This window comes from Vibrio sinus, assembly GCF_023634645.1.
Classification (GTDB): domain Bacteria; phylum Pseudomonadota; class Gammaproteobacteria; order Enterobacterales; family Vibrionaceae; genus Vibrio; species Vibrio sinus.
In genome coordinates this window covers 24716-51183 of sequence record NZ_JAMKMR010000023.1, presented here as the reverse complement: position 1 = coordinate 51183, position 26468 = coordinate 24716, and the positions used below count along the sequence as shown (strand labels likewise).

The 26468-nt window shown below is 43.7% G+C and carries 25 protein-coding genes; 10 read left to right on the top strand and 15 right to left on the bottom strand.

Annotated features, from left to right (window positions below; translation table 11 throughout):
- Positions 1-212 precede the first annotated feature (212 nt).
- The 3 genes from btuD to M9194_RS18605 form a co-directional block, all read right to left on the bottom strand.
- The gene (btuD, locus tag M9194_RS18615) at positions 213-968 is read right to left on the bottom strand and encodes a vitamin B12 ABC transporter ATP-binding protein BtuD (RefSeq protein WP_250614203.1); all 756 of its coding nucleotides are present in this window, start codon (positions 966-968) and stop codon (positions 213-215) included.
- The gene (btuC, locus tag M9194_RS18610) at positions 955-1950 is read right to left on the bottom strand and encodes a vitamin B12 ABC transporter permease BtuC (RefSeq protein ID WP_250614202.1); all 996 of its coding nucleotides are present in this window, start codon (positions 1948-1950) and stop codon (positions 955-957) included. Before btuC ends, btuD begins: the two co-directional genes overlap by 14 nt.
- A gap of 97 nt (positions 1951-2047) precedes the next feature.
- Entirely contained in the window at positions 2048-3076 is a 1029-nt protein-coding gene (locus tag M9194_RS18605) for a succinylglutamate desuccinylase (protein ID WP_250614201.1), read from the bottom strand.
- A 428-nt stretch (positions 3077-3504) separates the two neighbouring features.
- On the opposite strand from M9194_RS18605, the gene M9194_RS18600 reads away from it, so the two are divergent.
- Together M9194_RS18600 and M9194_RS18595 are read left to right on the top strand one after the other, a co-directional pair.
- A complete protein-coding gene (locus tag M9194_RS18600) occupies positions 3505-4230 on the top strand; it encodes an SDR family NAD(P)-dependent oxidoreductase (protein ID WP_250614200.1) in 726 nt (241 codons plus the stop codon).
- A 2-nt stretch (positions 4231-4232) separates the two neighbouring features.
- Entirely contained in the window at positions 4233-5084 is an 852-nt protein-coding gene (locus M9194_RS18595) for an amidohydrolase family protein (protein WP_250614199.1), read from the top strand.
- Here the strand turns inward: M9194_RS18595 and M9194_RS18590 are convergent, their stop codons facing one another.
- A complete protein-coding gene (locus tag M9194_RS18590; RefSeq protein ID WP_250614198.1) occupies positions 5085-6260 on the bottom strand; it encodes a mandelate racemase/muconate lactonizing enzyme family protein in 1176 nt (391 codons plus the stop codon).
- A 72-nt stretch (positions 6261-6332) separates the two neighbouring features.
- Positions 6333-7103 carry a class II aldolase/adducin family protein gene (locus M9194_RS18585; RefSeq protein WP_250614197.1) on the bottom strand — a complete coding sequence of 257 codons (771 nt, stop codon included), beginning with the start codon at positions 7101-7103 and terminating at the stop codon, positions 6333-6335.
- Between the two features lie 511 nt (positions 7104-7614).
- Between M9194_RS18585 and M9194_RS18580 the strand changes: the two genes are divergently transcribed.
- Together M9194_RS18580 and M9194_RS18575 are read left to right on the top strand one after the other, a co-directional pair.
- A complete protein-coding gene (locus tag M9194_RS18580) occupies positions 7615-8310 on the top strand; it encodes a Rossmann-fold NAD(P)-binding domain-containing protein (RefSeq protein ID WP_250614196.1) in 696 nt (231 codons plus the stop codon).
- 142 nt (positions 8311-8452) lie between these two features.
- Positions 8453-9823 carry an L-cystine transporter gene (locus M9194_RS18575; protein ID WP_250614195.1) on the top strand — a complete coding sequence of 457 codons (1371 nt, stop codon included), beginning with the start codon at positions 8453-8455 and terminating at the stop codon, positions 9821-9823.
- Between the two features lie 68 nt (positions 9824-9891).
- Here the strand turns inward: M9194_RS18575 and M9194_RS18570 are convergent, their stop codons facing one another.
- The 4 genes from M9194_RS18570 to M9194_RS18555 form a co-directional block, all read right to left on the bottom strand.
- Positions 9892-10593 carry a DsbA family protein gene (locus tag M9194_RS18570; protein WP_250614194.1) on the bottom strand — a complete coding sequence of 234 codons (702 nt, stop codon included), beginning with the start codon at positions 10591-10593 and terminating at the stop codon, positions 9892-9894.
- A 13-nt stretch (positions 10594-10606) separates the two neighbouring features.
- Positions 10607-11104: a protein disulfide oxidoreductase gene (locus M9194_RS18565; protein WP_250614193.1), complete on the bottom strand. Its 498-nt coding sequence runs from the start codon at positions 11102-11104 to the stop codon at positions 10607-10609.
- On the bottom strand, positions 11104-13200 hold the full coding sequence (locus M9194_RS18560) for a protein-disulfide reductase DsbD family protein (RefSeq protein ID WP_250614192.1): 2097 nt from the start codon (positions 13198-13200) through the stop codon (positions 11104-11106). Before M9194_RS18560 ends, M9194_RS18565 begins: the two co-directional genes overlap by 1 nt.
- Before the next feature lie 93 nt (positions 13201-13293).
- Entirely contained in the window at positions 13294-13659 is a 366-nt protein-coding gene (locus M9194_RS18555; RefSeq protein ID WP_250614191.1) for a hypothetical protein, read from the bottom strand.
- A 293-nt stretch (positions 13660-13952) separates the two neighbouring features.
- On the opposite strand from M9194_RS18555, the gene sbcB reads away from it, so the two are divergent.
- The 4 genes from sbcB (at position 13953) to cdd (ending at position 17602) form a co-directional block, all read left to right on the top strand.
- Entirely contained in the window at positions 13953-15377 is a 1425-nt protein-coding gene (gene sbcB / locus M9194_RS18550; RefSeq protein ID WP_250614190.1) for an exodeoxyribonuclease I, read from the top strand.
- 104 nt (positions 15378-15481) lie between these two features.
- The gene (locus M9194_RS18545) at positions 15482-15847 is read left to right on the top strand and encodes a CidA/LrgA family protein (RefSeq protein ID WP_250614189.1); all 366 of its coding nucleotides are present in this window, start codon (positions 15482-15484) and stop codon (positions 15845-15847) included.
- Positions 15848-16537: a CidB/LrgB family autolysis modulator gene (locus M9194_RS18540; protein WP_250614188.1), complete on the top strand. Its 690-nt coding sequence runs from the start codon at positions 15848-15850 to the stop codon at positions 16535-16537.
- A gap of 165 nt (positions 16538-16702) precedes the next feature.
- Complete coding sequence (gene cdd / locus M9194_RS18535; protein WP_250614187.1) at positions 16703-17602, top strand: cytidine deaminase; 900 nt, start codon at positions 16703-16705, stop codon at positions 17600-17602.
- Between the two features lie 27 nt (positions 17603-17629).
- Here cdd and M9194_RS18530 read toward each other — a convergent pair whose 3' ends face one another.
- Together M9194_RS18530 and M9194_RS18525 are read right to left on the bottom strand one after the other, a co-directional pair.
- Complete coding sequence (locus M9194_RS18530) at positions 17630-18844, bottom strand: cyclic di-GMP phosphodiesterase (RefSeq protein WP_431769425.1); 1215 nt, start codon at positions 18842-18844, stop codon at positions 17630-17632.
- 182 nt (positions 18845-19026) lie between these two features.
- Positions 19027-19674: a thiopurine S-methyltransferase gene (locus M9194_RS18525; RefSeq protein ID WP_250614185.1), complete on the bottom strand. Its 648-nt coding sequence runs from the start codon at positions 19672-19674 to the stop codon at positions 19027-19029.
- Positions 19675-20081: 407 nt separating this feature from the next.
- On the opposite strand from M9194_RS18525, the gene M9194_RS18520 reads away from it, so the two are divergent.
- Positions 20082-20861, top strand: coding sequence for a RelA/SpoT domain-containing protein (locus tag M9194_RS18520; RefSeq protein WP_250614184.1), 780 nt, complete (start codon positions 20082-20084; stop codon positions 20859-20861).
- A 99-nt stretch (positions 20862-20960) separates the two neighbouring features.
- Here the strand turns inward: M9194_RS18520 and ihfA are convergent, their stop codons facing one another.
- The 3 genes from ihfA to pheS all read right to left on the bottom strand — a co-directional run bounded on the left by ihfA (position 20961) and on the right by pheS (position 25160).
- A complete protein-coding gene (ihfA, locus tag M9194_RS18515) occupies positions 20961-21254 on the bottom strand; it encodes an integration host factor subunit alpha (RefSeq protein WP_250614183.1) in 294 nt (97 codons plus the stop codon).
- Positions 21255-21755: 501 nt separating this feature from the next.
- Entirely contained in the window at positions 21756-24158 is a 2403-nt protein-coding gene (gene pheT / locus M9194_RS18510; protein WP_250614182.1) for a phenylalanine--tRNA ligase subunit beta, read from the bottom strand.
- Between the two features lie 18 nt (positions 24159-24176).
- Positions 24177-25160 (bottom strand): phenylalanine--tRNA ligase subunit alpha, encoded by a 984-nt coding sequence (pheS, locus tag M9194_RS18505; protein ID WP_250614181.1) that lies wholly within the window; start codon positions 25158-25160, stop codon positions 24177-24179.
- A gap of 208 nt (positions 25161-25368) precedes the next feature.
- Here pheS and M9194_RS18500 point away from each other — a divergent pair, with 208 nt between their 5' ends.
- Positions 25369-25851, top strand: a complete 483-nt coding sequence (locus M9194_RS18500) for a GNAT family N-acetyltransferase (protein WP_250614180.1) — start codon at positions 25369-25371, stop codon at positions 25849-25851.
- A gap of 30 nt (positions 25852-25881) precedes the next feature.
- Here the strand turns inward: M9194_RS18500 and M9194_RS18495 are convergent, their stop codons facing one another.
- The gene (locus M9194_RS18495; protein ID WP_250614179.1) at positions 25882-26355 is read right to left on the bottom strand and encodes a GNAT family N-acetyltransferase; all 474 of its coding nucleotides are present in this window, start codon (positions 26353-26355) and stop codon (positions 25882-25884) included.
- Positions 26356-26468: the final 113 nt, after the last annotated feature.

Here is a 26468-nt window from a genome sequence, read left to right as displayed (position 1 = left end):
GCCACCTTAAAACAACAAGGTGGCGAAATTTTGTTAGAACTTAAAGGACATAAAGTCTAACTAGAACGAGAATGTACAAGGGTAGCAGTTACAATTCCCATGCCACCTTGCAGCCATACTCTTAACCATTTGTTTTATATTGAAATATAATTTCTTCGCGTGATATCTATCACAGTGAATAAATACCAACATTGGTGCACATCGCACCAAAATCAATCAAAAATCAATACGTTAGATCCACGAATCATTTCTAACTTCACATCTGTGCAAAACACACGGCGAATATGCTCTTCAGTAATAATATCTTCAACCTCACCAAACTTGACCATCACACCTTGCTCTAATAAAACGGCCTTATCGGCATGTTTCAGGCTTCGATTCAAATCATGATTAGCCATTAAGATAACAATACCTTGATCGGCAACTTTTCGGATTAGTTGATACAGCAACTTTTCTTGCCCTATATCCAGTGAGGCCGCTGGCTCATCAAGCAATAACAATTTGGCCATTGGGTTTATCGTGGGCCACACTTGGAGGCAAATTCCCGCAAGCCGAACTCGTTGCCATTCACCACCGGAGAGTTGATGAATGGGACGGTGCAACTTATCTTGGATTTGAACTTCTTGGCTCAGCTCTGCAACAGCGTTGTTGAGCTGGTCTACGGACACGTTATGTTTTGTGGGAATTGAAAGCGATAAATACTGGAATACAGGCAAGTTAAATGCTGGCTTTTCACTTTGGCTAAGGTAGGCTCTTACCATTGCTAAGTCCTCCAGTGAATAACCTTTACTGTCTACATCACCGATGAAAACATGGCCAGAATAATCTTCAGTACCTGCAATAGCGGATAATAACGTACTTTTTCCGCTACCATTTGGCCCAATTAAATGTACGATTTCTCCTCTCCCGCATTCAAAAGAGAGAGGAAGCAGTCTTGAGCCAACGCTCACGCCATCAATTCGAATCATAGTTTTTTATCAACATCCAAATAAAAACGGGCGAGCCCAAAGTGGTGGTCACCACACCAAGCGGCAGCTCTCCTGCCCCAATTGATGTTCGCGCAATAAGATCGGCGATCACTAACAATAACCCACCTGAAATAGCAGAGGTGGGTAACAAGTATTTATTCTCTGTCCCCAAAGCTAGGCGAACCAAGTGTGGTACAACGAGCCCAACAAACCCTATCACACCACCTAAAGCGACTGCCCCACCAACGATAATAGAAATGGACATTATCAATTTCCATCTCACGGTGTGGACGTTCACCCCTAGTTGGGTAGCGTGAATTTCTCCTAGCATTAATCGATCGAGCACATTTCCTTGTAAGCAAAGCCAGATAATAAATGGAAGCATGACGACACCAAGTGCAAGCTGATTCCACGTCATGCCTGAAACGCTTCCCATCAGCCAGAAGAGTAACTGCCGCAGGCTCATATTATCGCTAAAATAAAACGCCCATGTAATCACTGCACTGGTCAAAATTCCCAGCGCCACGCCCACCAGCAATAATCTGGCGGTCGTAAATCGCATCATTTTCGCCATAAAAACGAGTATGCTGGTAAAAATCAGCGCACCCAAAATCGCTGATAACGTAAACCCGAGCGGAGTTGCCCAAAAGGGCAAGAAAAATAGCACGATAACCATCATGAGACTGGCTCCACCAGAGATACCAAGAACGCCAGGCTCGGCCAAAACATTGCCGAGTAATACTTGAAGCACCGCGCCAGAAACGGCTAACGCTGCGCCGATAAGTATTGTTGCAACTAAGCGAGGAAGTCTTAGTTCAAGGAGTAGAGTTTTATCGATGCCATTTAGGTGACTAAAAGGAAAAATGAATATCTGCCCAATCGATATATAAGCAATACTGACCACGATAAGCAAAACGATCAAAAGCCCTATGACTTTGTGCCAACGATTGGCTTTTTGCTTGATAAGCTGACTGAAATCCATGAGCAAGTGATAACTGAATATTAGAAATGACAATGGCTTAACTATAACGTTAAGCCATGATATTGAGTAGTACTACTTTAAATGAGTCAATCTGGGGTTAATCGTAGACTAACTGATCATTTTCATATCGTGTTTTAACCGCGCATACCATTAAGGCTGCACGTTGCCCAACGGCAACATGACGGTTAGGGAATACTATGGCCTCACCTTCATTCTTTGCCATCAATGGCTTATCTCCATCATGCCCAAATACCTCACCGTGCTTAAAAGCAGTAAAGTTTTCCACGTCATCTGAAAACAGAAAATCAAAATCTTCATTCAAACGAACTACAGTACGGCTGACTCGGTAAATAATAGGCTTTTGCGCTTCGTGTTCAGATTGACGTCTTGCCACTAAATTGCGTAATGCCACGTCGAATACAGACAATCTTTTCAGATCGTTTTCACCAATTCTCGCCACACGCCCAAGCTCCATAGTCACAGCTTGTGCCGCGTAGTTTTCCGCACTAAACCAACTAAATGTGCCCGAAGGCGCGTTGGACAACAGTATCGCTTCGACATGAGCATTTTCTATAAACTCGACCAGTTCTTTGCTGCGCACGGGATGACGTGACTTTGGACTAACAGCAAAAGAATAATGTTTAGATAATCGGATGGCACAATGCAAGTCTAAGTGCCAACGCTGAGATTCTTGGGTGTTTTGAAAGAATTGGTCAACCAAGCGCTTAAGATTCTCCGCGATCACGCTTTCTTTTGTCACGGGCGTTTCTTTATCATCAAACAGTCGATTAAGGTTTTCCTCAACAAACCTTTTGTGGATATTGGTGGATTCTGGATGCGCAATAATAAACAAGCATCGCTCTTGTATGGGTAATGTACCCTCCATCACATCGTTGATCATCTGGTCGACCAACTCCATTGGTGCCGTCTCATCACCATGAACACCACAAGAAATGACCATATGTTTAGTACTTTCATCGGTTTGAGCTGGCGTCACTTCCAACACTCCACGTTGAAGTACTTTTAACATTACACCAGTGGGTAGCTCGAGCACTTGAGGCACAACTTCTTGTGTTAAGTCCAATGAATCGAACAGAAAAGATTTTTTAAACAGAGGCTTAGTCATGCGCTACTCCTTTATTGCACAGGGGTATGTTAATGAATTGACACTTCGATTAATACAAAGGAGATCGCACTTATCAATCGCTGATATTTGATACATGTAAATCATACTCGTAGTAAACACGACTCTAAGGCAACTTTAAACTAACTCAAGATGCGTTGTCACCCTACTCGTCGCAGATACTTAAGGTTTCGTATCCTTTAAGATTAATTATTGTTCGATTACCACTTTGTTATACGCAAACGTGTGCCCACAAAACCCGATAAATTGATTGGCCCTATTTATAGCTAGCTTTAATCAAGAAAAACACTCAACAATCTTATCTTTCATATACTCAGTTGTTTGTATATCGCTGTTTTTCGTTTGATGCCGTATCACAACACATCAACTTGGGTTATGATCATGCCACCTCAATCAGCCTTTCGAAAAATATGAAAAAAACTTGTATTGTCACTGGGGGAAGCTCTGGTATTGGTCTTGCCATCGCGGCACTATTTGAACAAAACAACTATGCCGTATTCAATTTAGACCTTAAAGAAGGTGAGCATGGTGAGTATCACCAATGCGATATCACGGATCACCAAGCCGTCCAAGAGCAGATTCAACAAATATCCGAACATCATCAAATCGATGTGCTCATTACAAGCGCTGGTATACATTATTCCGCCACGATTGAAGACACAAGTGAGGCCGATTTCCTACGTGTCTTCGATATTAACGTCAAAGGCACCTACTCGGCAGTTCAAGCCGTTTTACCAGCGATGAAGCGTCAAAAATCGGGCTCTATTATTATTCTTTCGTCTGAACAAGCACTTGTGGCCAAACCAAATTCCTTTGCCTATAACCTAAGTAAAACAGCGCTAGCTTCTATCGCTAAAACGACAGCGATTGACTATGCCAAATACAATATCCGCGCTAATGCCATTTGCCCAGGCACAATTGAAACGCCTCTCTACCACACCGCAATAGAAAATTACTGCCGAAAATCTGGTGCAGACATCAACGAGGTGCACGCCAGTGAGGCAGAGCTACAACCGCTCGGAAGAATTGGACAAGCTGAAGAAGTGGCGGAATATGCACTGTTTCTAGCCAGTGACAAAGCGACATTCATTACTGGTAGCTTACAGGTCATTGATGGTGGCTACACAACAGGCTAAATATGCATAAATTCATCGATACCCACCTGCACCTATTCGATATCGAAAGTGGAGATTACCACTGGCTTAAGCCGGGCAATCCTCCGTTTTGGTCAGATAAAGCAAAACTCTATCGAAACTATCATGAAAAGGATTTGCAACTAGGCAATAATGACGAGTTGGCGGGTTATGTTCATATTGAGGCTGGCTACGATAATACTCGTAGTTGGAGAGAAGTAGAGTGGCTAGAAAAACATTGCCAACTCCCCTTTCGTTCAGTAGCCGCGGTAGATTTAACCATACCGCCTAAAACGTTTCAGCGTGACTTAGAAAAGCTAACAGGATTGCCATCTGTCGTTGGTGTCAGGCACATCTTTGATGAGCAAGCTTTGGCGTTACTTTGCAATGAGAATGTAACCATGAACTTAAGACAGCTCGCTAAATTCGGGCTGTCTTTTGAGCTGCAAATGTACATGACAGATAGTGCTGCCATTGAAGAACTCAATGCCCAGCTGCCGTCTTTAGCTGGGCTAAAAATTCTGATTAATCATGCTGGGTTCCCACCTTCAACAACCAGCCCTGAATGGGACACTTGGTGCGAGAATCTATCCTTACTTGCTCGATACTCCGAGTGCGCAATAAAGTGCTCTGGCTGGGAAATGAGTCGCCGTGATTATGATATCAACTGGGTCGCTTCAGTGATTGATTTTTGCGTTGAGAGCTTTGGAGAGGACAGAGTGATGCTCGGGAGTAACTTCCCATTGTGTCTATTATCCAAGCCATACCAACAACTATGGACGGAATATCAGTCAAGACTTGCAGAAAAAAATAAGGCGCTGTTTTATGACAACGCCTTGAAGTGGTATCGGTTTTAGTTACTTCACACTCACGTGAGGAGAGCGTTTAACTACTTCATCGTTAAGCTCGATACCGATTCCTGGAGTATCTGGAGCTTGGAAGAAGCCGTTTTCGGGCTGTGGATCTTGGATACACAGCTCTCTATTCCACTCTTTAATCGCATAAGTATGATGCTCATGAATCAAAAAGTTTGGTATCGCCGTTTCTAAATGCAGTGACGCCGCAGTTGCGACAGGACCACCACATACGTGCGCTTGAACGCGAATATCGTAGACATCAGCATAGTCACACACTTTTTTCGCTTCAGTAAAACCACCACAAAGACCCACATCAGGTTGCAGCACATCGATACTTTGATCTTCAAAATATGGGCGAGCGTCCCATCTGTGGTATAGACGTTCACCACCTGCGATCGGCACGTTAACGTTATCTGACACCTTCTTATGGATCGCTGAGTTAAGGTAGTTAACGGGCTCTTCATACATCATGCAGCCGACTTCCTCAATCACCTCTCCCATCTGAATAGCAGAGGCCGCACCCATTAACGAATGAGATTCAAAAATAATGTCCACATCAGGGCCAACCGCATCGCGAATCGCTCTCAAGCGGTTACCAAATAGTCTCATCTGAGGTTGAGTAAACAGCTTGGTTCTATCGAACGAAGACTCACCGTTTTTATCGTAAACAATCGGGTCAACTTTCACCGCATCATAACCTTCCGCAACCGCTTTCAACGCTGCCTCTGCGTATTCTTCTGGCTCGATAAGCTTTTTACATTCTTTGTCCCAGTCAAACTGTAACTGGCTCGCATAAGTGCGAAGTTTATCGTTCGTTTTTCCACCTAGTAGTTGGTAAACAGGTAGCCCTAACGCTTTACCTTTGATGTCCCAAAGTGCGGTATCAATAGCACTCATTGCTGAATATAAAACTGGCCCACCACCTAAGCCCCAAAAGCTTTCTCTTAGCATTCTCGACCAAAGCAGCTCTGTGTTAAAGGGGTTAAAACCGATCAGTACCGCTTCTGCAATTTCTTTGATCATTGCCGCTGCCGCGCTATGGCCCCAGTCATAAGCAAGCCCAGCTTCTCCAACACCCGTTATTCCTTCATCCGTATGGATGCGGACAAATACTGGGTTCCAAGGCGGACGCTTCGGGCAGTGAATATCAAAAATCTCAATCTCAGTAATTTTCATTGTGAGGCTTACCTATTTTTTAGTTGTTTATTAGGGCGTGTTGACCTTTTGAGGCTAAATTTCGTTCGAAGTCTATTGATCAAAGTCTGGGTAAAGACGTTTAACGCTTCTCATCATGGCAGGCCAAGCTGTCTGTCCACCGGTTTTTCCGGAGTGAACAATATTGGCCTGTGCTTTAATGCCATCGACTATCGCTTGATCAACATAGTTGACCTCTTGACCTGTGGCCTGAATTTGCAGCTGTATTTGGCAAGCGCGAGTTAAATCATACATATGCATGAAAGCGTCACCAATGGTTTTACCCATAGTGAGTGCACCATGGTTTCTAAGCAACATAAAGTTTGTGTTACCTAAGTCTTCTTGCAACCGCAGCTTTTCTTCATGATTAACAGCCAAACCTTCATAATCGTGATAGCTCAAGGATGCTAAAGCAAACATTGAATACTGGCTTAAAGGCAGCAATCCTTCTTTTAAACTGGCGATAGCAACCGTTGCGTCGCTATGGACATGTAACGCGCATTGATCTTCAGGCCGTGCTTCATGAACCGCACTATGAATGGTAAAGCCCGCCGGGTTAATGGTAAACGGACATTCCGGATCGACAACATTCCCATCGATGTCTATTTTTACTAGATTCGATGCGGTCACCTCATCAAAAGCCAGCCCAAATGCGTTGATTAATAAATCTTCCGTTCCCGGGATACGTGCAGAAATATGAGTGTGAATTAAATCGTCCCATCCATGCATAACAAACAAACGATACGCAGCGGCTAGCTCTACTCGTGTTTGCCATTCAATATCTGAAACTCGGCCTTTTAAATTTACTTGTGGAATGTCGTACATTGGCTCGCTTCCTTAAACATAAATGCTGTTTGACACTTTACTAAATCCCTACGAATCAATAAAGCAACCGAACTGAATTACCAATAAGTATTTTGCTCTTAAGATAAAGCACTACAAACCAAACACATTCGATAAATGTACAGATTCAGTTGCATTGGTAAATTTTAGCTATACTAATAGACTCATATAGGAGAATTTTACTTTTCGCTCACAGAGTGGCACGAACAATGCAGCATTAATTATGCTGATGGTTTTTAGGAGCAACCAAGAGAAGGAGTTTCTATGTTTGCCAATCAAAATGCAAAAAGGCAGCGCACATCGAAAGGTGACAGCGCTAAAAAACAAAAACGAGTACCTCTATCGATGACATAACGTCATCTCCACTTAAACGTTAATCAGGCTGGCTACACTACTGTTTGATGAATTTGCTCTCAGTAGTGTGCCAAGTAGCTACCGATGACGAATACCTACTTATCGAATCCACATAGCAAAGCAACACTTGGTAATCTCCATGGACTCAGATAATTCCCAGATCATCACCATATTGGCAGGTGCCTCTGGCTTGGTCGGTACGGAATTACTCAAAGAGATGTTGGAAGATGGTCCAATTACGCGTATCTACGCCTTAACAAGACAACCCCTACCGTATTTTCATACTAAGTTAGAAACGATACAAAATGAACAACTGCAAATCCATGAATGGGATGAAGATAAGCCTTCTCCTAGATATGGATTCATATGTTTAGGCACAACCAAACAACAAGCGGGCTCATCCGCTGAGCTGAAAAAAATTGACTACGACTTGGTGTGTGATGTGGCCAGAACCATGAAAGTTATCGGCGTAACTCACCTTTCCGTCGTATCAAGCTTGGGGGCTTCCAGCACGTCACTCTCTCACTATCTAAGGTGTAAGGGCAATATGGAAGTGACATTGTCACGCATGAAGTTTGAGCGTCTGGTTTTCGTCAGACCTGGTCCGCTGCTTGGACTACGTGATAAGCCCCGAACAGGTGAAGCGCTCACCCAACATGCGCTTAACGTCTTGAGTCCTGTTATGCTCGGTTCTCTACGCAATCTTGTCCCAATAGAGGCGAGAAAAGTCGCTTTGGCTATGTTGTTTAGTTTGCTTGAACCCAGTAATCAGAAAATATCTATTCTCAATACCGTGGATATTTTGACGCTACTTCACAAATACAACTATCAGTAGATTCGACTTTAGATAATCTACTAAGTTCATATGGTTTTAATTTATAAGTTATTCCTTTATTTTATTTAGGGCAGTTTACAAACTCCTATATGTTGGCACCCCTATTGTTGACATAGACATCGAAATCATAAGGAAATAACCTATGTCCCTGAGCTTTATTACGGCTATTGTCGTATTTCTTTGTATTCTCACTTTTCTCTTTAACTTGCAACGAAAAAGCAACTCGCTCTCTCGATTGGTACTTTTTGGATTGGTACTAGGTAGTGCGTTTGGCCTGGGCTTGCACCTCATTCTTGGCGGCACAAATCCCGAGATAAAAACGGTTCTCGAGTGGACCAACATCATTGGCAATGGCTATGTCGCCTTGTTAAAAATGGTTATCATGCCGCTCGTACTCGTCTCCATGATCTCGGCGGTCATGAAACTCGATAAAGGCGGCTCGCTAGGAAAGATTTCAGGTCTCACCATATCTGTGCTGCTCCTAACCACTGCGATTGCAGCACTAATAGGCATCATAATTACCCACCTATTCGGTCTATCTGCCGCTGGATTAACAGAGGGGGCAAGAGAAGCCGCACGTGCGACTGTGTTGGAAAACCGTTTACAAAGTGTCAGCAACCTATCTATTCCAGAAATGTTGGTTAGCTTTATTCCGACTAACCCATTTGCTGATCTAACCGGTTCTCGCTCAACATCCATCATCGCAATAGTCATCTTCGGTGTGCTTGTTGGCATCGCCGCTAGAAAAGTCACGATGGAAAAAGAAGAACTAGAAGCCCCCATCAAACAAGCCGTTGACTCATGCCAAGCCATTGTTATGAGGCTGGTAAAAATGATTATGGCGCTAACACCTTATGGTATCGCCGCGCTAATGGCGAAGGTGGTTGCTTCCTCAAGCTTAGCGGATATCTTAAATTTAATTGGCTTTATCGTAGCGTCTTATACCGCCATCATTCTAATGTTTCTTGTTCATGGTCTTCTACTCTCTTTCGTTGGCGTTAGCCCAAGACAATACTTTAAGAAGATCTGGCCTGTGTTGACATTTGCGTTTACATCCAGAAGTTCCGCTGCCACCATTCCGTTAAATGTTGAAACCCAAATTTCCAAGCTGAATGTTCCACCAGCAATCGCTAACCTTTCAGCGTCGTTTGGTGCCACTATCGGGCAAAACGGTTGTGCAGGTATTTACCCGGCGATGTTAGCAGTGATGGTTGCGCCCACCGTAGGAATAGACCCTATGAATGGCCACTTCATCATTTCATTGATTGCTATGGTGACAATTAGCTCTTTTGGTATTGCTGGCGTTGGTGGTGGTGCCACATTTGCCGCGTTGATCGTATTACCTGCGATGGGGTTGCCAGTCACTATTGCAGCACTATTGATTTCTATTGAGCCTCTGATTGATATGGCGCGTACAGCGTTAAATGTGTCCGGAGCGATGACAGCGGGGACCATCACTAGTCGCTTGCTAAAACGTGGGGAGACTTCCCAACCAGAAGAAATCAAAGTGTAAAGAACTACCTGCCCGTATCATACATCTAATGAAACACTCCCTCATGATGAGGGAGTGTTTCTTTTTCATTACAAGTGTTTTTCGACGATTTCTTCTAGTTTATCGTAGGGAACATAACCCGGTATCACGTCCTTGCCCACAATCAATGCAGGAGTCCCACGTAGGCCAAAACCATTGAATAACGCGAAGTTGTTTTCTAGCTGTTTTTCAATGTCTGCGGGGTTGTTTAAGTACTGTTCAGTGCCCGTCTTCTTAGCAATTTTAGCGAGTGAAGCCGAATTGTGAGTCCCCGGTTTCGCCACCAATAGCTGATGAACTTGTGGGTACTTAGCACGCGCCTGTTGCCACACATTTAGGGCATAACCCGCCGAGTTAGTGACGGAAATGCCTTCTTTTAACGGGACATACAGATTAACAACTTTGATCTGCGGATACGCTTTTACCAGTTTTTGTAATTCAAGATCTAACTTCTTACAGTAAGGGCAACTATAATCAGTCACATTTACCAACGTGACTTCAGCGTCAGCTGAACCCATCGAGGTGTGCTTAGGATCGTTTATGTACGCTTGACTACTCGATAGCAACTGATCAAACTGCTGCTGTTGTTTAACGTAGATGGCCAAACTTTCATAGAGCCCATCAACCACACTCGGATTGGCTTTGAGCATCTCAACAATTTCATTGATTTTGTCATCCTGATTTTGAGCGTATGCCAAAGGTGGTAACATCATAACGCTCATCAGCAATGCAATTATTAATTTCTTAATCACTTTATCGTTCCTTTTAATTTATCCAAAGTCTTACTAATAGCCCCGGTGGGGTGGTAATACCTGAAGTGGCGCTTGCGACCTTACCGTCTTTGATGATGAAAATGGTTGGCGTCACGGAAATACTCCAGCGATGGAATATCTCCCCTCTTTCATCATTAATGTTGTCAAATTGGTACTCGTGAGCCTGCATGTACTGGCGAACTCGGCCAGAGTTTCCCGAAGAGCCCGCCACACCGATGACAGGATAGAACTGACTCAGCCAGTCAATCGTCGGGCTGACAAATTTACAAGCAGGACACCACGTTGCCCAAAAATAGACCACTACTGGCTTGTCATGGCTCATAGCAATCACATCGACTGTTTTCCCATCCAACGTCACACCAGACAAAGCGGGCGCACTTTCAGACGGAAGATCCTGGCTACGAAACCAATCCATTGCACTGGTAATCACGATGGCCAATATCGCGAGAATGAGGATCTCTCTTATCCAGTAACGTGCTGAGCGTTTCACTATTGATTCCCTCCACTAGCCTTTGTTATCGCCTCCATCACTGCATCACTGGTTAAGATGACAGGAAGAGGAATCCCTTCAGGAGCCTCGGGTCCATAAACAATGTTAAACGGCACACCAAACCGTCCATTGGCACGAAGATAATCGCTCACTGCACCATCGGGATGTGTCCAATCGCCTTCAATCAACGTGACAGATGGGCCCTTCAACACCGTGTAAACTGGGTCCTGAAGAATGACGCCAATTTTATTGGCTTTACAGGTCACACACCAATCTGCCGTCACATTGACAAATACCGTTTGCCCTTGTGCGACGGCCTGATTGATCCGCTCATTAGCCAAAGGCTGCCAATGCAAATCATTAGGTAACGGTGTTGCCCAATGTTCAGTCGTCATACTTGCTAAGACAAAACCACCCGAAATTAATAGCACCGCCCCACCACCAGAAATGGCCAAGGCCTTATCACCATAGATTTTCTTAACGCGGATAAGGATTAGGATAAAGGCTGTCAAAGCAATGAGTAACGTCCAGAACGGAGGAATATGGTTATTGAGTAACGACAACAACCAGATACTGGTCGCTGTCATCATGACACCAAACAAGAGCTTGAGCTTATTCATCCAAGCACCAGGCTTTGGTAGTACTTTTGCAATACTAGGGAAGAACGCAACAACTAGCCAAGGAAGTGCCATACCTATCGCTAACGCGGTAAAAATTGCAAACAATTCCATTGACGGTGCGGCCAAAGCAAAAGCCACCGCCGTACCTAAAAACGGAGCAGAACATGGTGTGGCAAGTAACGTAGCAAACATACCTTGAGTAAAATGCCCGACATAGGAGTTATCGCCCTTTGACGCTACCCAAGTGTTCAGGCTTGAGGGGAGACGGATCTCAAATAAGCCCAACATATTGGCCCCGAATAGACCAGTAACCAGCACCATAATGGCAATGAACCACCCGCTTTGAAACTGGATACCCCACCCCACCGCACTTCCAGTCAACTGAAGTATCAATAGAAACGCGGCTAGCAACCAAAATGATGTGAGGATCCCGGCAGAAGACGCCAAAAATTGCCAGCGAATCTGACGCCGCGCCACACCTTGAACAGCCAAAACACTGCTAAGCTTCATACCCAATACTGGTAAAACACACGGCATGATGTTGAGAATCAATCCCCCTAACAAGGCAAAACCTATCACTTGTATAAGAGCTGTCTTGGCGACAATCCCCTTTGATACTGAGATATCCTGCTCCGCAAGAAAACTGTTATCTCGAACTGTGACAAACACGCTCTGCTGATCAAAGTTGATATCACCTAGCCAGCTCGAGACATCAAACGTGGCAGTGACCGTATCTTCGTTAACCCTGTATCCAGTCAGTGCATAACTGTATTCTTTCGATTCATCGGAGCGACCATCCACGATGAACTCCGGATTCTGCCAGCCCATGGCTTTAGTCATCTGAATTTGCAAAACATTCGCATCCGAATCCCATATAGCTTGAGCATCCGACAACAAAGGCGAAGGCTTAGGCACCTGACTGATCGCTTGAGCATGCTTATAAAGTGAATCTTGATTGATGTTCAACTTACTTGGTGTGAAAGTCAGTGAGAATGGGTAATCTGTGAGTACACAGATCATAGTACAAGATGACATAGTCAGCTTGGCATCCAATACTACTGGTTGGGCAAAGTCCTTGATGTGAAGAGTCATAGGAATCACGATGTTTTCCTTATAACCCAGCGTGTTGATTCCAAGCAGACTAAACTGCTCTGGATACGGCCAGTGCCATTCCACGTTTTCAAGATTAGCGGAATGACTCCAATCAATGGTAGGAGCGATTCCACCTTCACCCGGACTACGCCAATAAGTTTTCCAATCCTTATCCAGCTTAACTTCAAGAAAACCTTCAACGGTTTTACTGGTGGCATCAGCCTGACCAGTAATAACGAAACGAGTTTTAAGTGGTGGATGCTCAGGTTTAGTCATCCAGCCAGTATCTACTTCAGCAGATACTCGAAATGTAAGTAGTAAGGCACTCAGTGCAAACAAAAGTGAGAACGCACTAAGCACCCTTCCTTTTAATAAATTTCTCATGTGTATTTCCATAATAGTCACCACTTTAGATAAGTGGTTGATATAGCAGGCGTAAAGTTTTCTCTGATCAAAATCAGCTACACATGAGGGAGTTTATTCTCTGAAAATGCACAATGTGACGTGAACCCTAGATTTGGGGACTATCGGTTCGGTAAAAGAAGAAGCTTCTGGACGCACTTGGACCAGCCAAGCCACAATTATCACAAATACCCAAAACATGGGCACCATGGTGTTATCAAGGTTAACCTTTGCACTACATAGTAGTTTTTCAGTTAAATCACATTGTTCTTGAAGATCTGTGCCGTCATCCTTTAGCTTTAGGTTCTCATTCAAGGCAGATTGTTTGAATGTGCACATGCTGATGAGGCTGGTATTCTGCAAAAAGCAAATAGCAAAAACCCACCCAACCAAAAGTAAGGTGATTCTCGCCATTGCTGCAGATTTTAAACGCTTGATCATCAGCTCTGCTACATCCGGTGTACTTAAAACAACCTATTATAGGTATGAGGAGAAAGTGAATATTAGTTTAGTGCCAAGGCTTTACTATACAACTTTCATTTGTAATAAATTTTATCAGGACGTACTGTTGATATGGTGACATCAACTTCGTGTAGCTACTAGCTCGATTCGACTCTCATAGAGGATTTACCTTGCATTGTTCAGGTTGATTATCAGATACTTTCCCCCACGGATACATTTCCTGCTTATCTGCAAGGCTAAATTCGAAGAATCACCAACAGGCCAGTAATACAATGAACAACTTAGATAACCCCACATTTTTCTTTTTTGACTACGAAACGTGGGGAACCAATCCAGCTAAAGACCGACCCAGTCAGTTCGCCGGAATTCGTACAGATGAAGACTTCAACATTATTGGCGATCCAATTGTCCTATACTGCCAGTTACCGCAAGATTACCTGCCCTCGCCAGAAGCAGCATTAATTACTGGTATTCGACCTCAGCTAGCACAGGCAAAAGGTTTACCTGAACCAGAGTTTATCGAAAGAATTCATGCCGAATTCGCTAAACCGAACACCACAAGCCTCGGTTACAACAACATCCGCTTTGACGATGAAGTCACTCGCTATACCTGCTATCGAAATTTTATCGACCCTTATGCGTGGAGTTGGCAAAACGGTAATTCGCGCTGGGATTTACTGGATGTGATGAGAGCCTGCCATGCGCTTAGACCAGACGGAATAAACTGGCCAGAAAATGACGAAGGTTACCCTAGCTTTAAGCTAGAGCACTTGTCTGTCGCGAATGGAATAGAGCACAGTAATGCTCACGACGCGATGGCGGACGTGATTGCGACAATCGAGTTAGCTAAAAAGGTCAAGCAGGCGCAGCCGAAATTGTTCGACTACTTTTTACAGATGCGTCATAAAAAGAAACTGAATGAGCTTATCGACGTGGTAAATATGACACCACTTATGCACGTCTCTGGTATGCTTGGGCGTGACTGTCAGTACACATCCTGGATAGCCCCTATCACTTGGCATCCATCAAACAAAAACGCGGTGATCGTCGTTGATCTTGCAAAAAATATCACTCCATTGATCGAATTAAATACTGAGCAACTTTTAGAGCGACTTTACACCAAGCACGACGACCTCGAGGAAAACGAGCACCCTATTCCCGTAAAATTAGTTCACCTCAATAAATGCCCTATTCTCGCACCAGCAAAAACATTAACCGCAGAGAACGCAAAATCCATCAATATTGATAGAGAAAGTTGCCTGAATAATTTATCTCTCATTCGCCAGCACCCTGAAATAAGACAAAAGCTCACCGAGGTATTTTCACAGGAACGACAGTTTGAAAAATCCGACGACGTCGATACCCAGCTCTACGATGGTTTCTTCTCTCCTGCAGATAGAGCCTCAATGGAAGTGATACGCTCCACCGAACCGAACAACCTATCTGCACTGGGTCTCTCATTTAAAGATCCTCGGATTTCGCCACTATTGTTTAACTATCGTGCAAGACATTACAACTGGAGCCTTAGTATTGAAGAGCAATCTAAATGGTCACATCATTGCAGAGAATATTTTGAAAACAATCTGCAAGACTACATGATTAACTTAGAAAATCTTGCGCATGATCATGAACACGATGAGTCAAAAATGGCAATTTTAAAGTCCGTATACCAATACGTAGAACAATTGACCTCATAGCGCGTTGAGTTGTTTTATTGCCTAACACTCTATGCCCAAGCAATTCAAATGGCTTGGGCATAGATTTATATTCAAGTCACTTATTCCCATGTTATAACGTAGCAATGTTCAAAAAGATATCTCACTACCTCATTTCGATTGCCTTGATTTATCTATGTTTATTCATAGGCAAATATATTCAGTCCCTGCTTGGGGTTTCCATTCCTGGTAGTATTTTTGGCATGCTGCTTCTATTCGCGTTGTTGGCAGTTAACGCTATACCCATCCGGTGGGTTCAACCTGGCGCGAGTCTGTTTATCCGATATATGGTATTCCTGTTTGTGCCAATTAGTGTAGGGCTAATGCAGCATTTCGATGTGTTAATCGACAGCGCGTTACCTATTTTAGCTAGCACTGTGGGGGGAACGCTTATTGTTCTAGTAACCTTAAGTATTGGCTTAGATCGGTATCTAAAAAAGGGGGCAAAGTAAATGTGGTTCGTCGTCACTGTTATCGCCTTTTTGGCCGCACGAGGGCTAAGCCATAAGGTTCGCTCTCCTTTCCTTAACCCATTGTTGGTGAGTGTTGCCGTCATCATCATCATTCTGATGTCACTCAATATCTCTTTTGAACAGTATTATGCTGAGAACAAATTTGTCACGGACCTACTGCAACCAGCGGTCGTCGCTTTGGCTTATCCTCTCTATGAGCAATTACCGCAAATTCGTAAAAACTGGAAAATCATTCTTTTAACCTGCACGATTGGTAGCACCATGTCGATGCTGTCTGCGACAATAATTGCCGCATACTTTCAAGCTAATCCCACTTTACTGGCTAGCATTGTAGCTAAATCAGTCACTACACCAATTGCCATGGTGATCTCGAGTCATTTAGGTGGTGAGCCCGCTATTACAGCGATATTTGTACTTATTGTCGGTTTGGTTGGCTCCATCATTGCGTATCCTTTATATACTCTCTTTAATGTTACGCATCCAATTGCCAGAGGATTAACCATGGGCACCGTATCTCATGCTTTGGGAACAGCCACAGCCGCAGAGAAGACACCAAATGATGCCGCATATAGCTCTTTAGCTCTGGTCATATGTGGCATCATTACCTCAATTCTTGCACCCACCTTCTTTTCTATAGCCATCAGCTTTCAACAATACATGTATGCTTGATGACCTGTGAACATTGATAGTCCAGTTAGTTTTGGCAAGAAAATGTGTGAGCTCACTATAAAAGTGAAAACAATATTTTTATTGCATTTTATTTTGTGATCCACATCACTTTATTGATTTTGTAAGTGAATAAACTAAAGCTCCATCAACGTCCAAGGATTCGAAATGAACAGGCAACTGCAAGAAGCATTAGAACACATCCCGGCACAGATAAAATCACAATTGTCTTCCATCATATTAAATGACGGTTTTACAGGCACCATTTCAAAGCAGCAATATGATCAGCTTTTATCAGATTCCACGCTTAAGGACCAAGATTTAAGGGTCGCTCTACTTCCCATTGCAGCTGCCTACTCTTATGCACCCATTTCTAAGTTTTATGTCGGTGCCATCGCAAGGGGGCTGTCTGGCACACTTTATTTCGGTGCCAATATCGAGTTTCTTGGAACCCAGTTAGGACAGTCCATCCATGCCGAGCAATGTGCGATAAGCCATGCGTGGATGAAAGGTGAAGAAGGGATTAAGGACGTCACTGTTAACTACAGCCCTTGTGGACACTGTCGCCAATTCATGCGGGAAACGACAACGGCAAAACAGCTGAAGATTCAACTCCCTGAAAGAGATGAAAAATATCTGGAAGACTACCTACCCGATTCATTTGGTCCAGAGGATCTTGATGTTAAGGTGGGGTTGATGGGTGATTTGGACCACGGCAAAAAATTAGCCGATAATGATGACCCGATTGAGTTACAGGCATTAGCAGCACTAAATAAAAGTCACGCTCCGTATTCAGGTAACTTCAGCGGGGTCGCTTTAAAGCTACAAGATGGCGACGTGTACAACGGTGCTTATGCTGAAAATGCTGCCTTTAACCCTAGCCTACCACCACTACAAGTCGCGTTGATTCAAATGCGCATGGCCGGTAAAGCATTCTCACAAATTCAATCAGCCGCCCTAATTGAAATGGCCAGCGCAACGTCGAGTCACCTTGCTGATACTCAAGCGACACTGGATGCACTAAACCCGGATGTACCCGTCTCCTACATCGCCATTACAGAAGCGTAGCCACTGATTAACTGTCACCTTACTGTGTTAGTCATAGTAAGGTGATATGTCTACTTCCAGCTCAGAAGGTGCAATAGCGCCAACAATAGACACGTCAAGCTGACTTAGATTGATATAACTTACATCGATAAAATGTCGATATTTACGTGAATACACGCACTTGATTTGCGGCTCAAGAGGGTTGGTTTCATTTCTCTGCCACACTATCCCAACTCGACCATCAGATAGCTCAACTATCGAGCCCACTGGGTAGATACCAATACAGTTTATAAACTTATAGACGAGCTCACGATCTAATTTATCAGGCGTCATTTCAAGCAAAATTTTAAATGCGTCCGCAGAGCTCATCCCTTCTTTGTAACAGCGATCTGCCGTCAATGCATCGTATATATCAACAATAGTGCTCATCCGGCTATGTACTGGGATCTGCGTACCTGTTAAACCATTTGGGTAACCCGACCCATCGAGCTTTTCATGGTGGTATAGGCACACGTCGCGAGCGGCAAAGCTTATGCCCTCTAATTTCTTAACGATATCTCTGGCGTAGATTTGATGCATTTTTATCTGCTCATACTCTTCCTCGGTGAGCTTACCTGGTTTATTTAAGACCTGGCTATCCACCTTAATTTTGCCGATATCATGGATAATCCCGCCAATAGCGAGTTCCCTAAGCATTTTCGGATCCAACTGCAAGTGCTTACCAAAACTGACCAAAAGGCAAGCCACGTTCACTGAGTGCTCGAGCAAGTAGCTGTCCTTATTTCTCAGTGCCGTTACACAGTGAATGGCGTCAGTATCAACCAATGCAAGGTTCACTATCTTCTCAGCCCAGGTATTGATATCTTCGACGAATGTTGTCCGACGCTCAAAGGTATTTGCGAACAGCTTTTTAGCGATATGGGTAGCTTGATCAACCAGTACTTTCGCTTTTTTCTGCTGCGCATCGCGCGTAGCTAGTTTTCTTTTTTCACGAATTTCTTGAAGGCTTGGGCGGTCTCGGTCAGCTGGGGGGATGAGTTGAATGTCATGGGAAATGAACTCGCACGAGTGGCAAGAGCGTTTTTTGTCTACCCAGGCAAATTGAATTCCATTGTCGATGAGTTTTTGAATGGAGGTGGGACAATGAACTCGACCAGCATTAGAGAGGCTAATACTGCCATTCTCTTCAATTGCCGTAACGTACATCCCTACACTTAGATTTTTTACAGATATCCTTATCGATTTTGATGTACCAAAATCCACCTGCATTTAATCAATACCTCGCTCTCTCTGCGAACAAGAGTATTACATTAATGAAATATATAAATCAACTTTTAATGATATAAATATCAAATAAATTATGATAGGGGCAACATTGTTACTCTTTCACATGCATATAAAAATACGCTCACTTTGTGTTGCCCCATCGTTAATAATCTATGGCTTTAGGTTTCGATCAGCCACACTTCTTCGGCAAATCGACTTAGCCCTTTTTTATATATTTTAGGATGAGTCTCATCCGCTTCATCTCGATGCAACTGCGTGACTTTATGCTCTTTAAACAGACGCTCAACTTCTAACGATGAAACACTAAAAGGAGGGCCAGCCATCTCATGTTGACAATAATCAAGTGTCACTAACAAAATCCGCCCACCAGCAGTAAGTAGAGAAAGGAGCCTTTCTACATAGGCTTGTCTCATCGTTTCAGGTAACGCGATTAGTGCCGCTCTATCGTACACTATATCAACTTGCTCAAGTGGGGCCGTGAAGAAATCTCCAGTGTAAATAGACAACTCATCAAACTGATAAAGCTCATGTTGCCCGTTCACGGGTATCACTGTTGGCGTATAAAAGTGCTCAGCAAAAAACGAACGCACCGCGATTTGGCTCAATTCTACGCCCTGTACACTCTCGTGACGTTGAGCTAACCAGACCAGATCCTCAGTTTTCCCACACAGGGGAACAAATACCCTATCAGTCAACGCTGGTTGGGTTTTATTCCAATATTCAATTAATAAAGGATTTACCTCGTTCAAGTGAAATCCAATTTTATTGGACGCCCATTTATTGTGCCAAAATTCTGGATCCTTCATAGAGTCACGTCTTCCACATCGCTTATGCCTAATTGAAGCGCTAAGACTACAGAAGTCTTATGCCTAAGTCACTTTAAGATGCGAGTTTCGCGAGATAAAGAAGGCAGCGCACAAGGCAGGGACAAGAGGCATAGCAGCCTTACAAGTTGTTACACTAGAAAAACCCATCCGTTCATTTTCCATTAATAATGAATGAATATACTTCTAAGCGTGGGTTGAGAAATCTCGACAAGCTAAGCGCCCGAAACATGTGATCGCACGCAAACTTTCGCATTTCATAGCCGTGAAGCCATTGAATTTGCGGCTTTCTCACCCCAGATAAGAGTTGCTAACTCTTGTATTTGTTTGTGCTGAAAGACTTTTTGTTTCCCATTTTTATTCAACACTGCGAATATTTAGGAGAGTGAATGAGTTTTATTTTCCGTACTACAGCGATCATGCTGCTTCTTTTGAGCCGCACGTCTGCATTTGCTGCGACTCCAACCTCATCAAACAACGAGCAAACTAGGCTCCCTAGCCAGCAACAAAACGAAGTTTGCTCCAAAAGATTCAAACATTGTCTCAGTGGTCTATATGGCATTCAAAACACAGAGCAGACCCCGCTTCAACCATACAATGACTTCGACCAATTATACTCACTAGCTGATAGTGCTCAGAAAGAGTTGGAAATAATCTGTGCGAGTGCAGCCCTACTTACTGGCACCGAATCTATATTTTCAGGTACCAAGTCAAAACAACGTGCGCAACACAAAATTCAATATGAGTTAAATGGCCAACCAGAGAGAATTACTGACCTAGCAAGAGCAACCATCGTTGCCGATGATGTTCCTAGCTTAGTAGAAGCTTATGAAGTGTTAAGTAGAGAAACAACGGTCGTGAAAGTGAAAAACCGCTTTAAAAACCCACAGAAATCCGGCTATCGTGACTTAAACCTACTGGTTCAACTACCAAACTCCGGGCTTGTCGCCGAAGTACAGCTGCACTTGAAAGCCATTGCTAATGTAAAAAGTGGGCCCGAGCATGATCTTTACGAGCAAATACAGCGTATTGAACGTAGAGCAAACGAACAAGAGCGCCCTCTAACTGAGCTAGAAAGCGCGCAAATTGCAAATATTCGAAAGGTATCTAAAGAGTTATACCAACAAGCGTGGCAACCCTATATAACGACACATATCCAAGCTGCATAGGGACAAGCCCCATACGAGACAACAAATAGTGGCAAGTTAAAATAAAATACGGAGGTGAAAGGACTCACCGCCGAATCTTACCTTACTGGAGACAACTCTTTAATCTGCTTTGATATTCTCGACCCGAGCTTTCAACTTTTGCCCAGGACGGAACGTCACAACTCGTCGAGCAGTAATTGGAATGTCTTCACCTGTTTTCGGGTTTCGACCAGGTCGTTCATTTTTATCGCGAAGATCAAAGTTGCCAAAACCTGACAGTTTTACCTGTTCGCCACTTTCGAGTGCTTTGCGAATTTCTTCAAAGAACACTTCAACCGTTTCCTTGGCATCCCGTTTACTGTATCCAAGCTTCTCAAACAGGTTTTCAGCCAATTCGGCCTTTGTGAGCGCCATAAAACTTTCCTCAAAACTGTGTTTAACATTGCTAGCCTAAACGGCTGCGCCATAGCATTTCGCTTAGCCAATCAACAACATATAGGCTTTACCTTGAAAAGTGTAAGTCAACCTTATGATTTTCGCCAACTTTTTTCTTTGTCAATTACAGATTTGCAAGCGAAATCAATCAGATACAATACCATCAAAATTAGATATTATTCTGATATAATACTAACAAAAAACACAATAACAGAATAATGCACTAATTAATTTAATTAAGTTAGAGTGATTGGCTAAGTTACTTAAATTGGTAAGATTTTGTCAATTTTTATAATTATATAAATCATACACTTAAATTAAACAGTTTATTTACATAAATTATATGCAAACTCTGTCATTGCGCACTAAACTTCTCAGATCGTACAGACAGGAATTTGATGCGATTAAAATAAGCGTCAAAATAAAAAGCCCTATCACATTGGATAGGGCCATACGCAATAAAATGCGCGTTTTTCAATATTAGTCGCGAAGACTAGCAGCAAATTTATCGCTTGCCGTTGCGACAATTGCGTCAACACAAGTGCTGATATCCGCATCTTCTAATGTGCGCTCTACAGATTGCAGCGTCAGGGCGATGGCTAAACTCTTCTTACCGTGCTCGACTCCCTTGCCGACATACACATCAAACAGTTTGGCATCAACTAGCCATTCTCCACCACTCTCAAGACAAGCTTTGACCACGTCATCAGAATTGATGTTTTCATCAACAACAAGAGCTATATCACGTCGGTTTGCAGGGAACTTAGAGACTTTCACCGCTTCAGGAATGACACGACGGTTAATCGCATCCCATTCGATCTCAAACACAATAGTACGACCATTTAGGCCGAGTTTACGTTCAAGCTCCGGATGCACCGTGCCAATCACGCCAATTTCTTTACCATCAGCGACTATGAGAGCAGACTGGCCTGGGTGCAACGCTGGATGCTTGTCACTTTCACCAGCAAGTGGCTTAAAGCTAAAGGCTTGTTGATTTGCACTTAGCTCTAACACTGCTTCTAAGTCACCTTTCAGATCGAAAAAGTCGACGGTTGACGTAGCAATATCCCAATGCTCTTCATTTCTTGAACCGGCAATCACACCTGCCAGCATCGGCTCTTGACGCATGCCATTCTCTGCCGATTCAGATGGAATAAAACGAAGGCCAAACTCAAACAAGCGAACTCTTGGTTGTTGACGTTTCTGGTTGTGTACTACGGTGTTGAGCAGCCCTTGAGTTAAGCCAAGACGCATCGCTGACATGTCCGCAGAAATTGGGAATGGCAAGACCAGTGGCTCTACATCTGGAACGAACAGCTTTTGTTGCTCGGGCTCAACAAAGCTATACGTAATCGCTTCATGGTAACCACGATCAACAAGCAAATCACGTACACGCTTTAACGGTAGTTTTGCTTCCTCGTGATCACGCATTTTTAACGCTGCAGAAGGAGATTGATTAGGGATATTGTTATAGCCATAAATTCGGCCAACTTCCTCAATCAGATCTTCCTCAATAGCAATATCAAAACGCCATGTAGGTGCTACCGCAGTCCAACCAAGTTCATTGGACTCAACTGTTAGCCCTAATCTTCGCAAGATTTCTACCACATCTTGGTCAGCAATGTGATGACCTAATAGATTGTCCAGCGCTGAACGGCGTAGTGATACAGTATTTGCTTTTGGTAAATCCGCTTCGGATTCTGCAGTAACAACTGGAGCGACTTGGCCACCGCAGATTTCAACCAAAAGCTGTGTCGCACGTTCCATGGCGCTGGTTTGCAAAGCATAATCCACACCGCGCTCAAAACGCATAGACGATTCAGTATGTAGACCGTAGCTACGCGCTCTGCCTCGAATATGATCTGGCGAGAAAAATGCGCACTCAAGTAGGACATCTTTTGTCTCGGTATTAACCCCAGAGCTTTCTCCACCAAATATACCAGCAATCGCAAGAGGCGCTTGGTGATCAGCAACAACGAGCGTGTCGCTATTTAGTTCAGCTTCACTTCCATCTAACAAGGTTAACTTTTCACCTTGTTCCGCCATTCGAACAACAATACCGCCTTGAATCTTATCCAGATCGAAAGCGTGCATTGGTTGACCTTGCTCTAGAAGAACATAGTTTGTGATGTCGACAACAGGATCAATTGAGCGAATACCACAGCGGCGAAGTTTTTCTTGCATCCACAATGGTGTTTGAGCTTTCACATTGACGTTTTTCACTACACGGCCCAAGTATCTTGGGCAAGCTTCTGTCGCCTTCACGTCAATAGAAACTGTGTCGTCAATTTCTGGAGCCACAGGTGCCACATCAGGGTGAGTAACATCAGCGCGGTTGAGTACGCCCGCTTCACGTGCTAAGCCGCGAATGCTAAAGCAGTCTGCTCGGTTTGCGGTAAGATCAACGTCTACGGTAACGTCATCGAGCTCAAGCAGCTGACGGAAGTCAGTACCAACAACAGCGTCAGATGGCAGCTCTAGGATACCGTCAGATTCCACATCAATACCTAGCTCTGTGAAAGAGCACAGCATTCCGTGTGATGGTTGGCCACGCAACTTGGCTTTTTTGATCTTGAAATCGCCAGGAAGTACTGCTCCAACCGTCGCAACAGCCACTTTTAAGCCTTCGCGACAGTTCGGTGCTCCACAAACAATATCAAGTAATTCAGATTCACCTACGTCTACTTTCGTAACACGCAGTTTATCGGCATCTGGATGTTGTGCGCATTCGACAACTTGCCCGACTTTTACGCCAGTAAATTCACCAGCAACAGGTAAAACGTCATCGACCTCTAAACCGGCCATTGTAATTTGGTGAGTGAGCTCGTCTGTAGTAACCGATGGGTTAACCCACTCACGAAGCCATGATTCGCTGAATTTCATTGTGATTAAACCTCTGGATTACTTGAACTGTTTTAAGAAACGTAGGTCATTCTCGAAGAATGCACGTAGATCGTTAACGCCGTAACGCAACATGGTCAAGCGTTCCACACCCATGCCGAATGCAAAACCAGAGTATTTTTCTGAGTCGATACCCACCGCTTTCAATACGTTAGGGTGAACCATGCCACAACCTAAAACTTCAAGCCATTTGCCGTTTTTGCCCTTAACGTCCACTTCGGCAGAAGGCTCAGTAAATGGGAAATATGAAGGACGGAAACGTACTTCAACTTCTTCTTCAAAGAAGTTGCATAAGAAATCATGCAATATTCCTTTGAGCTGAGCGAAGTTAACATTTTCGTCAACCAGCATACCCTCAACTTGGTGGAACATTGGTGTGTGAGTTTGATCGTAATCGTTACGATATACACGGCCAGGTGCGATAAAACGAAATGGTGGTTTACCATTTTCCATAGTGCGGATTTGTACCCCAGATGTGTGCGTACGCAACATCAAATCGGGGTTAAAGAAGAAAGTATCATGGTCAGTACGAGCTGGATGGTCTTCCGCAATATTTAAAGCATCGAAATTGTGAAACGCATCTTCAATTTCAGGACCAGATTCAACATTAAAGCCAAGCTCACCAAAAAATTGCTCAATACGCTCTACCGTGCGTGTGACCGGGTGAAGTCCGCCATTTTCCATACGTCGGCCAGGTAAAGTGACGTCAATGGTTTCTTCAGCCAGTTTTGCTTGCAGCTCAGCGCGCTGAAGCGCGTCTTTACGTGCTGCAATAGATTGTTGCACCACGCCCTTTGCTTTATTGATTTCTTGACCAGCGGTGCGGCGCTCTTCTGGTGGTAGTTTTCCAAGGCTTTGAAGCTGAGCGGTTAGCTCACCTTTTTTACCAAGATACTGAACTCGCACTTCATCAAGTGCGACAAGCGAGTCTGCAGCTTCTATTGCAGCGCCCGCGTTAGCAATGATCTCTTCTAGATGTTGCATTATTTCCTCATCTACCTGTCGGCAGTATCCGTAAGGTTTCCCCTACTTCATTTTTGGCTTCATTAAATAGCTGTACATAGTAGCGAAACAAAGGGGTAAAGCCAAATAGAATTAAGGCTTAAACCATGTCAGTTTAGTGAAATAACCATTGCCATTTAATTATGATGATTTATATTCCTAAAGTTCGATAATAACCTAATGAAATAACATGAAAATCGAGTACAAAAACATTACCGCTGAGTATGACCAAGACATTCGCCAAATCATCCAAAAAGTAGGCGAAGAATTTGGGGCTGTTGGAGAAGGCTTTGGACCTGGTGATCCTGAAGTGCTTGAAATGAGCCAACACTACACAGACGATAAAGACAGTTTGTATATTCTGGTATTACGTGACGGCGTTGTCGTGGGTGGCTGTGGAATCGCGCCTTTTAATTCTAAGCAAAAAATTTGTGAGCTTAAAAAGCTGTTTCTCTTACCGGATGCTCGAGGCCTCGGAGCCGGAAAAGCCCTTACATTACGTTGCCTAGAATATGCAACATCGAAAGGATACAAGCAATGCTATCTCGATACACTTTCAAACATGGAGGGTGCAATCGCAATGTACGAATCGCTTGGCTTTACCCACTTAGAAAAGCCCATTGAAGGGACGATTCACAACAAATGTGATGTCTGGATGATTAAAGACATATAAGTGACTGGTGCTTTCGATATCCCTTTAAACTTATACAGCTATTTTTCCACGCATGATGCTCTGTGGCCCCACATCGCCGCCAAGATACGTGTCTTGCGTATCTTCAAACCCGCCCTTTTGATAGCAAGCAATCGCTTTAGGGTTTCTACAGTTAACGGTGAGGTATACTGAGTCATAAATGGGATAGTTCGTTTTCAGGTAAGAAAAGAGTGTTTTTACGGCTTCTGTACCAATTCCTTTGCCTTGTTGGTTTATATCAAGAGCAAATGCTCTTAAACCGATACTACCTTCTGGGCAAAAGCTATAACTTGAAGAGTAAGCTAAATCCAGCTTAAAGAATCCTACGACCGTGCCATTCGATTTAATAACATGCAAATGTACTACGTCACTGCCATCTCGCAAAAACTCCTCAGGAGTGCCTGCAAACTTCACTTGTTCATCGGCCAACCTAATATTTTTAACAGCTTCAACATGTGAATCTACTAACTTCTCAATTTCTACCATCGTACCTCTAAACCATCGACTCACGTAACACTTAGGTACATGAGTTTACACTCCTGATGGGTGTTCTAAAAGTAACGGAATTATTCGGACAAACATGACATATGCAATCCCTT